General features: G+C 40.3%; 13 protein-coding genes. 7 read left to right on the top strand and 6 right to left on the bottom strand.

Going from position 1 to position 15,343, the window contains the following annotated elements; all coding sequences use genetic code 11:
- Window positions 1–69 precede the first annotated feature (69 nt).
- Window positions 70–1,596: a bifunctional phosphoribosylaminoimidazolecarboxamide formyltransferase/IMP cyclohydrolase gene (purH, locus tag B2400_RS14090; RefSeq protein WP_149525186.1), complete on the bottom strand. Its 1,527-nt coding sequence runs from the start codon at window positions 1,594–1,596 to the stop codon at window positions 70–72.
- Between the two features lie 219 nt (window positions 1,597–1,815).
- On the opposite strand from purH, the gene B2400_RS14085 reads away from it, so the two are divergent.
- The gene (locus B2400_RS14085) at window positions 1,816–2,997 is read left to right on the top strand and encodes an esterase (RefSeq protein WP_293934388.1); all 1,182 of its coding nucleotides are present in this window, start codon (window positions 1,816–1,818) and stop codon (window positions 2,995–2,997) included.
- 299 nt (window positions 2,998–3,296) lie between these two features.
- Here B2400_RS14085 and B2400_RS14080 read toward each other — a convergent pair whose 3' ends face one another.
- Window positions 3,297–3,794, bottom strand: coding sequence for a TlpA family protein disulfide reductase (locus tag B2400_RS14080; RefSeq protein ID WP_149525188.1), 498 nt, complete (start codon window positions 3,792–3,794; stop codon window positions 3,297–3,299).
- A 138-nt stretch (window positions 3,795–3,932) separates the two neighbouring features.
- On the opposite strand from B2400_RS14080, the gene purN reads away from it, so the two are divergent.
- Window positions 3,933–4,508, top strand: a complete 576-nt coding sequence (gene purN, locus B2400_RS14075; protein ID WP_149525189.1) for a phosphoribosylglycinamide formyltransferase — start codon at window positions 3,933–3,935, stop codon at window positions 4,506–4,508.
- A gap of 187 nt (window positions 4,509–4,695) precedes the next feature.
- Here the strand turns inward: purN and B2400_RS14070 are convergent, their stop codons facing one another.
- The 4 genes from B2400_RS14070 to B2400_RS14055 are packed head-to-tail and all read right to left on the bottom strand — an operon-like array spanning window position 4,696 to window position 8,817.
- Complete coding sequence (locus tag B2400_RS14070) at window positions 4,696–6,132, bottom strand: serine hydrolase domain-containing protein (protein WP_286652146.1); 1,437 nt, start codon at window positions 6,130–6,132, stop codon at window positions 4,696–4,698.
- Between the two features lie 20 nt (window positions 6,133–6,152).
- A complete protein-coding gene (locus B2400_RS14065; RefSeq protein ID WP_149525191.1) occupies window positions 6,153–6,893 on the bottom strand; it encodes a LytR/AlgR family response regulator transcription factor in 741 nt (246 codons plus the stop codon).
- Complete coding sequence (locus B2400_RS14060) at window positions 6,890–7,927, bottom strand: sensor histidine kinase (RefSeq protein ID WP_149525192.1); 1,038 nt, start codon at window positions 7,925–7,927, stop codon at window positions 6,890–6,892. The genes B2400_RS14065 and B2400_RS14060 overlap by 4 nt, the downstream gene beginning before the upstream one ends.
- Before the next feature lie 8 nt (window positions 7,928–7,935).
- The gene (locus tag B2400_RS14055) at window positions 7,936–8,817 is read right to left on the bottom strand and encodes a LiaF transmembrane domain-containing protein (RefSeq protein WP_246172477.1); all 882 of its coding nucleotides are present in this window, start codon (window positions 8,815–8,817) and stop codon (window positions 7,936–7,938) included.
- Between the two features lie 270 nt (window positions 8,818–9,087).
- Between B2400_RS14055 and B2400_RS14050 the strand changes: the two genes are divergently transcribed.
- The 5 genes from B2400_RS14050 to rseP all read left to right on the top strand — a co-directional run bounded on the left by B2400_RS14050 (window position 9,088) and on the right by rseP (window position 15,141).
- Window positions 9,088–9,426, top strand: coding sequence for a DUF3276 family protein (locus B2400_RS14050; protein ID WP_149525193.1), 339 nt, complete (start codon window positions 9,088–9,090; stop codon window positions 9,424–9,426).
- Between the two features lie 154 nt (window positions 9,427–9,580).
- Window positions 9,581–11,701 (top strand): S9 family peptidase, encoded by a 2,121-nt coding sequence (locus tag B2400_RS14045; protein ID WP_293934377.1) that lies wholly within the window; start codon window positions 9,581–9,583, stop codon window positions 11,699–11,701.
- Between the two features lie 147 nt (window positions 11,702–11,848).
- Window positions 11,849–12,637 (top strand): hypothetical protein, encoded by a 789-nt coding sequence (locus B2400_RS14040; RefSeq protein ID WP_293934374.1) that lies wholly within the window; start codon window positions 11,849–11,851, stop codon window positions 12,635–12,637.
- Between the two features lie 10 nt (window positions 12,638–12,647).
- Entirely contained in the window at window positions 12,648–13,811 is a 1,164-nt protein-coding gene (locus B2400_RS14035; RefSeq protein WP_149525196.1) for a 1-deoxy-D-xylulose-5-phosphate reductoisomerase, read from the top strand.
- 19 nt (window positions 13,812–13,830) lie between these two features.
- On the top strand, window positions 13,831–15,141 hold the full coding sequence (rseP, locus tag B2400_RS14030; protein ID WP_149525197.1) for an RIP metalloprotease RseP: 1,311 nt from the start codon (window positions 13,831–13,833) through the stop codon (window positions 15,139–15,141).
- Window positions 15,142–15,343 lie beyond the last annotated feature (202 nt).

Below are 15,343 nucleotides of genomic sequence, written 5' to 3'. Positions count from 1 at the left end.
TTTTAGACACCTTCTTTTTCTAGACGACATACGTCTAATATCTAATGTCTAAAATCTAATATCTAACAATTAATGTTTGAAATGTCTAACGCCTGTAGTTACCATAGCAACTCTTTTTTCGTTAGCCATATCTATTGACAATTGATCTTTGATGGAACCACCTGGTTGCAATACGGCTACAACACCAGCGTCACCAGCGATTTCAACACAGTCAGGGAATGGGAAGAAGGCATCCGATGCCATCACACTGCCCTTGATTTCGAAACCGAAAGATTGTGCTTTCTCGATTGCTTGTTTTAATGCATCAACACGTGATGTTTGACCAACGCCTGAAGCGATTAAAGTACCGTCTTTAGCAAATACGATCGTGTTAGATTTTGTATGCTTAACGATTTTATTAGCGAAGTAAAGATCCTTTAATTGCTCTTCCGTAGGTTTTACTTCCGTAATGGAAGTCATTTCCTTAGGACCTTCGACCGTATTGTCTTTATCTTGAAGAATAACACCGTTCAACAAAGTTTTGAACTGTTGTGAAGGTAATGCTACTTCTTTACGACGTAGGATAATGCGATTCTTCTTAGCTGTCAATACTTGTAGAGCATCTTCGCTGTATGAAGGTGCTATCAACACTTCAAAGAATAAGTTGTTGATTTCTTCTGCTGTTTCCTTGTCAACCTCTGCATTGCAGATTAAAACACCACCAAATGCGGATACAGGATCACATGCTAACGCGGCTAACCAAGCCTCTTTGATTGTATTGCGAGAAGCAACACCACAAGCATTGGTATGTTTTAATATCGCGAAGGTAGGCTCCTGGAACTCGTCGATAATAGCAACTGCTGCATCAACGTCTACTAAGTTGTTGTATGAAAGTTCTTTACCGTTTAATTTATCGAACATGGCGTCTAAGTTTCCAAAGAATACACCCTTTTGGTGTGGGTTTTCTCCGTAACGCAATGTTTGTGCTTTTTGCTCCGATTGTTTGAACACTTCGATTGGCTCCTCTTGGTTGAAGTAGTTGAAGATCGCAGTGTCATAATGCGAAGAAGTATTGAATGCGCGTTTCGCAAACGATTTACGTTGCTCTAAACTTGTTGCACCTTCCTGATTTTTTAAGATTTCCTCTAATTCCGTGTAATCATTTTTCGAAGAGATGATCACGACATCGTTGAAGTTTTTCGCAGCGGCGCGGATCAATGAAATACCACCGATGTCGATCTTCTCGATGATATCTTGCTCAGCAGCACCAGATGCTACAGTTTCTTCAAATGGGTATAAATCAACGATCACTAAGTCGATTTCTGGAATCTCATATTGATCTAATTGTTGCTTATCCTCCGCTAATGGGCGACGCGATAAAATACCACCGAATACATTCGGGTGTAACGTTTTTACGCGGCCACCTAAGATCGAAGGGTAACCTGTAAGGTCCTCAACACGCTCCACAGGGATGTCTAAGTCGCGGATAAACGCTTCTGTACCGCCAGTTGAGTAAAATGTAACACCGTAAGTATGTAATAATTGAATTAAAGGCGCAAGGTTATCTTTGTAGTAAACTGAAACCAATGCATTTTTTATCTTAACAGGATGATTCATTGTATTTTGTTTGGAGCCGCAAAGATAAATATTTAAATAGATTATTTGTCTAATAATGTCGATTTATTATCGTTGTTATCGAAAATCGTCGCCTTTAGGATTTTCCGAAAGTTCAGCTTTGAATGGCCGTCAAGAACTTTCATAGCTCTTATGGTTTCAATGGAATGGCAAAAGTTTTTTATATTAGATATATACTATATAAACCTAAAATTCCACAGCATGAGAATAGTTCCTTTGATTTCCCTCGTTTTATTTATTCTTTGCCTTAGCAATCCTGTGCAAGGGCAGGAGAATATTGGTAAAAAGCTGGCGGATGTGCGTTCGCCGGAAGTTGCGGCCAATAATACGGTCACTTTCAATCTTGTTGCTCCGCAGGCCAAGGAGGTTTATGTATTGGGGAATTGGTTGTCTGCGGACTCTCCGGGGGGCGATAAGCTTAGAATGACAAAAAATGCGGACGGTCTATGGACGGCGAAACAAGCCACTATGGGGCGCGATCTATACTTGTATAATTTTCTGGTTGATGGGGTTCGGATCAATGATCCATTAAATGTATACCAGATTCGCGACGTCAGTAATGTGTTCAACTATTTCATAACGAATGGCGCGCAGGCAGAACTTTATAGAACTCATGCTGTTCCGCATGGAACATTGACCAAAGTATGGTATCCATCGGCAATCAATCATGGCGAGCGAAGAATGAGCATATATACGCCGCCGGGCTACGAAGGTTCTAAAAAGTCGTATCCGGTATTGTATCTGTTGCACGGCATGGGAGGCGATGAGGAAGCGTGGCCAAGTTTAGGGCGAGTGACGCAGATTATGGATAATCTGATTGCTGCGGGTCAGATCGTGCCCATGATTGTAGTCATGCCGAATGGACATACCTCTAATTCTGCAGCGCCCGGCAATTCGGAAAAAGGGGAGTACCCTGTTGAATTCCGTACACCCGATGTTGGAACAGGGGAGATGGAATCAAACTTTATGGAAATCATAAACTTCGCCGAGAAGCACTACCGCATAAAAAAAGGGAAAAAGAATAGAGCCATTGCAGGTCTTTCGATGGGAGGATCGCATACCATGGTCATCTCCGCAACTTATGCCAATACATTCGACTATGTCGGTTTATTCTCTGCAGCCTACCGCTTAACGGATGCCGCCAACATCGCTGTTTACGACAATTTCGACCAAAACCTTCTGCAACAAAAGAAGAATGGAACTGCCCTCTATTGGATCGGTATGGGAAAGACAGATTTTCTCTACAAAACCGGCGAAACATACCGCAAGAAACTTGACGAAATCGGAATGAAATATACGTATTATGAATCCGAAGGTGGACATACCTGGTCGAACTGGCGAGATTATTTGGTGAAGTTTAGTGGTTTGTTATTTAGAAATTAGATGTTAGATATGAGATTTTAGACCGTTGGGTCGATTGATTGGTTGGTTGGATGGTTGATTGATTGATTGATTGATTGATTGATTGATTGATTGATTGATTGATTGATTGGATGGTTGATTGGATATTTTGTCTTGAACCAGGAAAGGAAGGATGTAAGGATTAGCAGGATCATGGTCATCCTTTTATCCTTCCTTTCCTGGTTCAAAGACAAAACATCCTGATTATCCTTGCATCCTTCCTTTCCTGGTTCAAAACAAATAACTATCAATCCCACGGTCTAAATTCTCACATCTAAAATCTAATGTCTAATATCCAGATAGGGCAAAAGCTTCCTTAACTTACCTTCGCCGTTGAAATGCTTAATTTCCTTTCCGGTTTCTGCGTTATAGATATACGCAAAGGGGAAGTTCTTTGGGTTAAAGGCTAATATAAACTGACCTGTAGGGTCGTGGAGGAAATGTACATTTGGTTTGCTGATAAGTTCTTTGGCGAACATGTTTAACATGCCTTCGACCTGGCCTTTTTCCTGCATTGCAACAAAATAAAAATCAGTATGCTCTTTAAATTTATCTAAGGACTTTCCGATCTCGGATGCCAGTTCCTGACAATGCCCGCATCCTGGATCGTAGAATACTAATACATTAATTCCTTTTTGCGAGAGCGAATCGGAAGTGAAAGCTTGATTGTTCTCCATTTTGAACATGCCTTTAAAAGTCGGTAATGTATCGGGAACCTGTGCATTGGCAGTAGTCAGCATGATAAGAAATAGGACGAGGCTAAATATAAAATTCTTCATAATCTTGTAAAATCCGCTTTTAACTTAGCTAAATCTACTGATTTCAGCTCAATTGCGAGCCCACTTACCCCTACTTTTCAAAAAAACCGCTATATTTGGATTGATTTCATTTATTTATTTATCAATCAAAGAAACATTGTGAGAAAACGCATCGCTATTTTTGCTTCAGGTTCTGGTTCAAATGCTCAAAAGATTATGGAGCATTTCAAATATTCTGACGGTGCCGAAGTAGCCTTAGTGCTGAGCAACAACCCGGAAGCCTTCGTGTTACAGCGCGCTGATAACTTTGAAATTCCAACACATGTTTTCGATAGACATGATTTTTATGAAAGTAATGAAGTTGTCGATCTATTAAAAAGATTAGACATTGATCTTGTTGTTCTTGCTGGCTTCCTATGGCTAGTTCCAGACAACTTGTTGAAAGCATTCCCAAATAAAATCATCAATATACACCCAGCACTTCTTCCTAAATTCGGCGGAAAAGGAATGTATGGCGATCGTGTTCACAAAGCGGTATTAGAAGCAGGAGAGGAAGAACACGGCATTACGATCCACTTTGTGAATGAAAACTTCGATGAAGGAGAAGTCATCTATCAAGCGAAGTTCCGTGTGGAACCCGGCGATACGCTTGAAGTTATTAAATTCAATGGTCAACAATTGGAGCACTTGCACTACCCGAAAGTGATTGAGAATTTGCTTAAAAAGTATAATTAAGGAAGTATTTAGTAGTTAGTATTTAGACCTAATACTGACTATCCCTTTTTCAGTATTTTGTAATAAGTACCCTCTTGCCCCATCAAAGGGGATGATAGGTTAGACAGGATATTTTGTATTCCGTATAAATGAGACCATATTGGTCGCCATAGGTCTTTATACTAAATACTAACTACTAAATACTATTTTATTTCGTCGTCAATACCTTCTCTAATAGTTTCTTTCCTAGTTCTCCGACACTTAATTCGGAGTTTGCGAGCATAATGACTACTGCTTTTTCATCGGGTACAAAGCCTACAAAGGCGTTGAAACCGCCGGTTGCTCCGGTATGATGGAAATAGATTTGATCATCGAGCATATTCATACGCCAGGCCAGACCGATGTCGGTGTTTGGTGGGATGAAGTATGTGAATTGCTTGGTCAGGTGCATTGCACGTTGGATGTCAGTCTCGGGGAAAGTCAATTGGGCAATGGTGTAGCGAAGTAAATCATTCAATGATGATTTGAGCCCACCCGTGCTTGTCAGGGCTTGGAAATGCCAGTAGGCAACTTCCTCACCGTTTTTGTTGTATGGTTTTGCGATGTTTTTGTTCTTAGGGTCAATCTTATCGCTGGTGTTGGTCATTTCTAAAGGCGTTAGCAATTGTTCTTTCATCAATTGCATGTATGGCTTTTTACTGATGATGCTAATCAACTCACCTAAAAGGCCATAACCAATGTTGCTGTATTCAAATTCTTCCTCTGGTTCGCGTGCTGGTTTTACATGTTTTAAGAAGGAGAATAATGCTTTACGATCGTATACCGCGTAAGGATCTGCCTGATTGAATTTTGGGTTTTTATCAATATAATCGGCTAATCTTGGCAATCCGGAAGTGTGGTTCGCTAAGGTCTTAAACGTAATTTTTTGCAACGCCGGATTCATAGCGACCGAATCGGGAAGGAACTTTGTGATGGTGTCGTCTAGAGAGATTGTTCCTTTGTTGACCAAGTCTGCGAGAAGGGACGCGGTAAATGTTTTTGTTACAGATCCAATCTCATATAGGGTGTTGCCGTCGGGGAGGGTATTGTTTCCCTTTGCCGTTTCCCCGTAGAAGAAACTATTTAGCTTGTTCTTGTGGATGACAGCAATAGCGAGCGACTGCGCATTTTGTTGCTCTGCATAGCTGCGCGCTAGCGAGTCTACAAAGAAATCTAAGGGGTTTTTGGTTTCTACCTGAGAGATAACAGCTTCTTTCTTCGGTCCCTGTTTCGGTTCTATTGGTTGAAACATCAAGCCGGTAAACATCATCGTGGAGTCGATTGCCAATGCTAGCCCAAGTTCAGTGCTCGCAAATGAAACACGATATAGCGCGGTGCCTTTGCTAAATTTGTCCAGCTCCGAGTTTTGAATTTTCCCTAAAGAAAATAGCTTCTCGGAAGTACTGATAAAATCTTCCCTACTGATGGCTTGTTGGAAAGATGGCGCCGCGAGCGAGTAAATAGAGTCTGCTTGCTGCGTATTGATTAAGAATTCGATTCTGTTATATACTGCGCGGTTCTTGCGTTCGTCTTCCGACTGTGCGAATGTGCTCTGCAGCAAAAAGAACAGCATACCGAAACATATGCTTAGATGTTTGATTGTCATCCCCAAATCTACAAAACAAATTATAAACCGATTACCTGTTTCAATCGCGCGTATCCGGATTTACTGATATTAACTTTGCCTCCGCTACTCAAGGTAGCGATATAGCTGTCTTTTTCCATGGGTTCGATCTTCTGTAACAAGTCGACACGAACGATAAAGGAGCGGTGAACGCGGACAAAATGCTTGCCATCAAGCTGCTTCTCGAAGGAGCTCATTGTTTTATTCTTCAGATACATGCCGTCGTTGGTATGTATTTTAACATAGTCATCATAGGCTTCCAAATAGTTTATCTGTTGTACTGGGATAATCTTAATTTGAGCCCCCGTTTTTACGACGATGCGTTCTAGAGATTCTTCCTCTAAAGTTTCCTGAAGTTTCTCTGTTTCTATTTTCGGATTGGCGTTGCTCTGAAAAGATGCTTTAAACTTATCGATGGCTTTCTCAAAACGGTCCGGACGGATGGGTTTCAATAAATAGTCGATTGCATTCTTCTCAAATGCTTTTAATGCATATTCATCAAATGCTGTTGTGAAGATGATATGCGGATGGCTATCGAGAAGTTCCAGCATTTCGAAACCGGTTAATTTCGGCATCTGTATATCGAGGAAGATCAAATCAGGTTGATGTTGCTGTATCGCTTTTACGCCTTCAAAACCATCGTTGCACTCCGCTAAAACTTGGAATTCAGGATGCTGTTGAAGATATTCGAGCACCATGCTGCGTGCTAAGGGTTCATCATCAATTAGGATAGTCTTTATCATTGTGGTATTCTTAATGTAGATATAAACGTTTGGTCTTGTGTCTCTGTCAGCAATAAATCCGTGCGCCCAAATAGCAAATATAGGCGTCTTTGTATACTGGATAATCCGAATCCGGTGCCTTTCTTTTGTTCAGTCTGATCGGATTCAAATGGATTGCTGATTTGTATAGTCAGTATATTATCTGTTAAAGTTAAGTGTATTTTTATTAAAACCTGGTCGGTGACATTGTATAATCCGAATTTGATAGCATTTTCCACTAAGGGCTGAAGGATCATTACGGGAATTTTGCCGGACAATACCTCATCGTCGTATTCGAATTCGGTCGAGAGGCGGTGTCCAAACCGAACCTTTTCAATATCGAGATAAAGCTTCAAGTGATTGAGCTCGTCTTCGACAGTGCTGAATTGCCGATCGTCTTTACGCATCGTTCCGCGCAGGAAGTCGGATAATTGGAACACCATGTTGCGGGCTTCTGTTGGTTTGCTGCCGATAAGCGCGATTATGGAGTTTAAACTATTGAATAGGAAGTGAGGTTGTAGCTGTTGTCGCAGGTTGTATAATTCGGCATCGCGTACCATGCGTTCGCTTTCGTCCTTTCTACGCTTATTTTCTAGCAGCTCCTCTTGCATATTCCAAAAGATATTGATAATCATGACGCAACTGATGATCAAGAAGTTGATAACAAAGCGGAATGGGAGGCTAAAGGTTAAATAAAGGAGATCTTCATCCGGTACGAATTGAATGATCAAGAAACGCGTAATCAGAATACTGATCAAGGTAAATATGGCCGCTATAGAAAAAAGCTTCCAGAAGTTTTTGTTGTTCGGAAGGTAATATTGTAATGAGCTATATACTAAGTAGGTGATGCCGGTAATGGATAACGCAGAGATTGTGGCATCGTAAATTGCTGCTTCTTTAGCAACTTTCGACCACCACAATAGACTGTAGACAATCAGGAAGTATAAAACGCAAATAATCCATGACGAGGCGTGGATTACAGAGCGTTTGCTTTGTTCGTTGAGCGGTTTTCTCATAGGGTATGTTAGCTGTTTTTGATGGTCAAGCCGCCGAATATAGAGGTCCCTGTAATATAGATTTTCTTATTCTCGTCAGTCGTTACTTCAATCATCGGTCGACGGTCGTCCAATTCGCCAAATACTGATGCGACATTGGAAGATACACGCCAGTTTGTTGGAACGATGATTTTCGTGCTGCCAAATAATTGGAAGGTATCAATGACAACCGGTTGTTTCAAATCTGCTTGCAGGAAGTTCAAGTTGGTGCTGCCGAAAACCGAGGTTATATTTCCTCCTAAGAAATTCTTTGATAAAATAATCTTTTTGGTATCTGAGAAGAAGTTGTCTACTTTAAGGTAGTTTTCGAAATCAGGGCGGTAGCTTCTATAGGAACGATTCCCATGCTCAGTGCTGTCCGCTTGAGCATAGGAATTTGTAGTGTTTGCTGTATTGGATTCTGATTGGTTTCCCTCATAAGCTGCAGGGTCGCCATAGCCGACGCGCTTATCCCAGTCGTATTCGTCGTCTGTAGGTGTTGTCGGCGGTAGTTTTGGGGCTTCGCGATTACGCTTGATCAAGTAAACGCCTAGAATAATAGCGCCTACGGGGATGATAAAGCGGCCGAATGATAAATCCAGTTCATTCTTCAGTAAAAAGATAGTACCGATTGCGATCAGGATAAGAGATGATTTCTTTTCGAATTTTGAGTTTACTCCGATCACTAAACCGATGATGATCAAGATGGTCTCCCATCCAAAGATCCATGAAGGAACAATGCTTCCCATGTTCATGTTCTTCAACAAGATAGCTACACCGAAGAATACAATGAACATCCCGGCCATCGTAGTCGAGTTATTGTTCTTTGGTGGTTTCTCGCCGTTGTTCTTGTTTGTTTGTTGTGTGTTCATAGCCTTGCGTCATTTAATTAAGTATACCCAAAAGTAGAGCGAATATAAGGATCTGCCCATAGCTAATAGGTCTTCGGAGCCTTTTTTTCGGTGAAATGCTGAAAAAAATCGGTGAAATAGTTTTAGGTCTCTCCAAACGTTTGAACCTCATGCAGATTAACGCCTTAATATAAATATATTTTTTTTTAATAAAATTTGGTCGATTGAAATTAATTATTATATATTTATGACTGAAAATAGAGGGTTAAACTTAAATTTTATACTAATCTAATGGGAGATTTTGATAACAAAGAGCGTGAAGAGGTATTTTCAAAAAAGGTGAGAGCAGGTAAGCGTACTTATTTTTTTGATGTAAAAGCAACTCGCTCTAACGACTATTATGTGACAATTACGGAAAGCAAAAAACGCTTCGAAGACGGACAATTCATTAAACATAAGATTTTCTTATATAAAGAGGACTTTGAAAAGTTTGCTGAAGGATTGCAAGATGTGGTAGAATATATCAAATCGAACCAAGAAGTAGTTGAAAAAAGATATGAACCGAACCAAGACGATTCAAATTACGAAAGCAACGGAGAATTAATACAAAAAGACAATTTCTCCTTCTAAGTTGTCCATAAAAAAGATAAAAGCCACTGACTAGTGGCTTTTTTTATACCCTTCTAAAAGGTAATATTTCTTCTTAACTAAATAAGTTACACGGATTGCGAGCAAGAACGATTTGTTTTTCTTATTTTCGGAACTTCACTAAGTAATTTTATTTATGAACAGAATTTTACCTGTTGCTTTTACAGCCTTGCTGTTTGTAGCAGTGGATGGAGCAAATGCGCAAACTAAGAAGTTAACATTCGAACAATCTTGGGGGCAAGCTCCTTCATTAACTAAGCCGATCAGTAGTTTCAGAGGATGGGCTGATGAGTCAAACTATATTGAAAGCAGCGGAAGCCAACTTTTCCAGGTTAATGTTAAAACGGGAGAAAAGAAGGGCTATACTTATCCTACGAAATCCTCAACTGAGGTTTTTGTAAAAGATAAAGATATCTATATCCAATATCCGGGCAGTCAAGCTAAACAATTGACACAATCTCCTGAGATTGATGAGCAGAATCCTACTTTATCTCCTGACGGGAAATATGTTGCTTTTACACGCAAGAGCGATCTATATAGTTTAGATGTAAACACAGGTAAAGAAATAAGGTATACAACTGATGGGACCGACGTAATCTACAACGGTTGGTCATCTTGGGTATATTATGAAGAAATTCTTGGTCGTCCGACTAATTATAAGGCATTCTGGTGGTCGCCAGATAGCAAGCAACTCGCTTTCATGCGCTTCGATGATACCAACGTTCCGATGTTCCCTATCTATGTTTCAAAGGGACAACATGGGTATTTGGAAGAGACACGCTATCCAAAAGCAGGGGATCCGAATCCAGAGGTAAAGGTTGGTTTTGTTAAGGTTGAAGGCTCTCCGGTGGTATGGGCTTCTTTTAATGAAAAAGATGATCAATATTTCGGTCAGCCATATTGGAGCTTTGATAGCCAATCTATCATGGTGCAGTGGATGAACCGCGATCAAACGAACCTGAAGTTCTATGCGGTAAACCCGAACGACGGTTCCAAGTCTGAAATCTACAACGAAGAACAGCCTACTTGGATCAATTTAGATCATGATGAGAGAATCACCTACTTAGCAGATAATAAGCATTATATCTTAAAATCGGATAAGACAGGATGGGCGCATTATTACCTTTATACGTTATCAGGCAAGCTGGTTAATCCGTTAACTTCTGGAGAGTGGCAGGTAAAAGAGATTGCTCACATCGATGAAAAAGCGAAGGTACTATACTTTACTGCAAGAAAAGAGAACTCTGCTACTGTTGATTTATACCGTGTTAACTTTAATGGCAAGAACTTTAGAAGATTGACATTCGGCGACTATACGCATGATGTAAAAGTATCGCCTGATGGAAAGCATTTCATTACTTTGTATTCGAATATTCATACTCCAACGAAAGTTGCATTAGTAGATAATAACGGTAGAGTTATTAAAGAATTGGCAGATAGTAAATCTCCAGAATTCGCTAACTATAACGTAGGAAAGCGTGCGTATTTCACTATTCCTTCCGAAGATGGTAAGTTCAATTTGCCTGTAATTATTACCTATCCTACGGATTTTGATGAGTCAAAGCAATATCCTGTCATCATGTCAATCTATGGTGGTCCAGATGCTGGTACAGTTAAGAACACTTGGAAGGGTGTGAATGGACAGTATTGGGCAAATGAAGGTGTGATACAGATTGAATGTGATCACCGTGCTTCGGGACACTTCGGTAAGCAAGGGGTAGCATGGATGCATAGAAACTTAGGTAACTGGGAATTGGTAGATTACATTACGATTGCTAAATGGCTGAAAGCTAAACCTTGGGTTGCAAAAGATAAATTGCTGATTACTGGACATAGCTACGGTGGTTATATGACCTGTTTGGCATTGACAAAAGGGGCGGATTACTTCGACTTTGGTATTGCCGGTGCCCCTGTCACCGGATGGGAATTATATGATACTCACTATACTGAGCGTTGGATGGACACTCCGCAAGCGAATCCTGAAGGTTACAAGAATGGATCTATCCTGCCTTATGTCGATCAGTACAAAGGGAGATTGCGTATTATGCACGGTGATTTAGATGATAATGTGCATATGCAGAACACCATACAATTGGTTGATGCATTAACTGACAGACAAGTGCCGTTTGAGTTGATGATCTATCCTGGAAGTAGACACGGCTTCGGACGTTCGAAACAGGCATATGATTTTAAAGAACGCGTTCGTTTTTACTATCAATATTTACTAGAGAAACCAATTCCAGAAAATTTAAAATAACAGCAGAGGGCTAAGAGAAATCTTAGCCTTTTTTATGCAATTCGCTGTGTGGTAAGGCTGTTTGTAGTGTTTGATAATTTTGATTAATCAGGCTAAAAAAATTGCTTAGACCAAAAAAATCACCATATTTGCATTAATAATATGGCCATGTTGGAATTTCTGAAAGACATTACTTTTAAAGCGAATGATGTTGTAGTTAGAGCGATCGATATTTTATTGCGTAATTATATTTCGATTGCTGGTTTATGTTTCCTGTTATTCATTACGTCGAATTTATCGACCTTCCTAGCGCTATATTTCGATTCTTCTAATTATTTCATCAAAGTTATCTTACTGCTCGCCTTTGTGGGCCTTTATTTTAGTCTGCAATTAGTCTTGCTGAAGAATGCTATCGTATTGGCCAAAGGAGAAAAGAAACCAGGCTTCTGGGGATTTGTACCATCTTTATCGCAGTTTGTCAACTACATCTTCGGACTGATTATCTATAGCTTGATTGCCATTGTGATCTACATGATTATGTATGTGTTATGCTTTCCGCTCTTGTTTGTCGGGTTCAGCATGGACACGGTACGCTATGAGGTGCACCCATTCTTAACTGGCGTGGTCATGCTTTTTGTTTTAATTAGAACGACTTTCTACCCATTTTTTATTATCGAACATGGGTTTAAAACCATACGATCCTATAAGTTTAGCTTAGCGATGACTAAAGGCAATGTTATGCGCTTGCTGGTCATTATTCTGGCTGTTGCTTCTACTCATCTGTTGCAGATAGGAACAGAGTACCTAGGATACACTTTGGTATCGAAAATATTAAGTTTAGTAAATTCATTTATTATTATACCGGTGGTAAGTGTTGTCATGTCTGTCGTATATATCGACATGATGAAGGCTTACAAAGGAGGCTCCGAGCCTTCCTTGATGGATAATATCATATAAATACATTACCTTGGAAAAAAAGAATTTAGCCGTATTGGGCTCAACAGGAAGCGTAGGAACTCAAACGCTAGAGGTTGTCGCTTGTTTTCCGGATCGCTTTGAAGTTTCTGTATTAACTGCTGGACGTAATGCAGATCTACTGATTCAACAGGCTATCATGTTTCAACCGAAGTTAGTTGTTCTTTCCGATGAGCAAGCCTATAATCAGGTGAAAGAGGCTTTGACAGGTACAGGAATTGAAGTATCATACGGAGAGGATGCTTTGGTCGATGCGGTACAGCTCGATGAGATCGATATCGTATTGACTGCGATCGTAGGATCGGTGGGGTTGAGACCAACTATTGCTGCTATTAAGAAAGGAAAGGATATAGCTTTAGCGAATAAGGAAACTCTTGTTGTTGCTGGCGAATTGATTAAGAATCTTGTTGAAGAATATAAAGTTCGTTTATTGCCTGTTGATTCGGAACATTCTGCCATCTTTCAATGTTTGCCGGGTGAAGATTCAAATCCTATAGAGAAGATTGTATTGACAGCTTCTGGAGGTCCTTTCCGTGGAAAGAGCAGAGAAGAGTTAGAGCATGTGACCAAAGCGCAGGCTTTAAAGCATCCGAACTGGTCGATGGGCGCTAAGATTACGATAGACTCTGCTTCCTTGATGAATAAGGGACTGGAAGTAATCGAAGCTAAATGGCTATTCGATTTAGAAGCGGATCAGGTCGAAGTGATTATCCATCCGCAATCTATTGTGCACTCGCTTGTACAGTTTCAGGACGGATCGATGAAAGCACAAATGGGGCTCCCTGATATGAAACTGCCGATACAGTATGCATTGACTTATCCTGATAGAATTCAGAACAATTTCGAACGTTTCAACTTTGTAAACTATCCAAGTCTAACATTTGAAACTCCCGATATGAAGACCTTTCGCAATTTGGAGTTAGCTTATCAGACACTTCGCGAAGGAGGCAATCGCCCTTGCGTTTTGAATGCAGCGAATGAAGTTGTGGTCGCGGCTTTCCTAAATGATGAAGTATCCTTCCTTGGGATGAGCGACATTATTGAAGAGACATTGTGTCAGGTAGTGCAAAAGGAAAACCTTCTTTTAGAAGACTATTTGCACTATGATGAGGAAAGTAGAAGAGTGGCACGAAGTTTAATAGAACGAAGATATTAATTACAATAAATCAAATTAGATGGGAATTATCATCATGGTATTACAGGTTCTACTGGGCCTGTCATTATTAATCATATTACACGAGTTAGGACACTTCCTTGCTGCTCGTGCTTTTGGTATTAAAGTAGAAAAGTTTTACTTGTTTTTTGACGCCTGGGGCGTAAAGTTATTCAAGTTCAATTATAAAGGATGTGAGTATGGTGTGGGTTGGTTGCCACTCGGTGGTTATGTGAAGATTGCAGGTATGATCGATGAATCGATGGATACTGAGCAAATGAAAGGGGAACCACAACCGTGGGAATTCCGTTCCAAACCAGCTTGGCAACGCCTTATCGTAATGCTAGGTGGTATTATCGTCAATGTAATTGTCGGTATTGTGGTGTTCTGGATGCTAACCTTTAGCTACGGAACTACAGATCTGAATACGAAGCAGCTGTACGGTGTTAAACCCGGTATTATCGGGCAGAAAGTAGGTCTTCAGGAAGGTGATAAAATCCTTGCTGTAAATGGCAAAGAAACCAATTTGTTCTATGGCGATATCATGGCATCCGAAGTCTTAATGGGCGATGCAGAGCTGACCGTTGAGCGTGCAGGGCAGGAGATCAAGATCAAAATGCCTGCAGATATCTTAAATGACGTTTCAGAACACAAGAAAAACGAGTTCGTAGAACCGATGTTTAAGATGCTTCCTGTAACGAAAATTGAGAAAGATTCTCGCGCCGATAAGATGGGATTAGCAGTAGGGGATAGTATCGTATCGATTAATAAAATACCGGTTGTTCAACTGGATGAGTTTAAAAACCAAATCGAAGCTAATAAGGGCAAAGACATTGTATTGGGTGTCCTCCGTAATGGCGCTCCAATAGAATTGAAAGCAGCAGCTGACACATCAGCGATATTAGGATTCGCGAACTTACCCTTAGTACAACATCAGTATGGTTTTATCGAATCATTACCAATCGGTGCTGCGAAAGCATTCTCTGTGATTACCGATAATATTAAAGGTTTCGGGAAGATCTTCAAAGGCGAAGTGCGTGCTGATAAAGCATTATCGGGTCCAGTAGGTATAGCAACCATGTTCGGTACAGAGGTAGACTGGGTTCGCTTCTGGGGACTTGTAGGTATGCTATCAATGGCTTTAGCTTTCATGAACATCCTCCCAATCCCAGCATTAGACGGTGGACACGTCATCTTCCTATTAATCGAAATGATTCAAGGAAAGCCACTCAGCGAGAAATTCCTTGAAAGAGCACAGATGGTCGGCTTTTTTATCCTCGTAGCCCTCATGATATTTGTCTTCGGAAACGATATATTTAAATTAACTAAATAGTTATAAAAAGGCAGCCGACTGGCTGCCTTTTTTAGTATTAAGTATTTAGTAGTTAGTATTTAGACCTAATGATTGCTAGTTTTTCAAATCTTGTTTTAAGAATAAATAGACGATTCAACTTTCTCACGGATCTCCCTGACAAACCATAGGTCTTATTACTAACTACTAAATACTCAATACTAAAACAAAACACTTCTAAATT

The organism is Sphingobacterium sp. UBA6645, assembly GCF_002455685.1.
In the GTDB taxonomy this organism is placed as follows: domain Bacteria; phylum Bacteroidota; class Bacteroidia; order Sphingobacteriales; family Sphingobacteriaceae; genus Sphingobacterium; species Sphingobacterium hotanense.
This window is presented reverse-complemented; position numbering and strand designations above follow the sequence as displayed.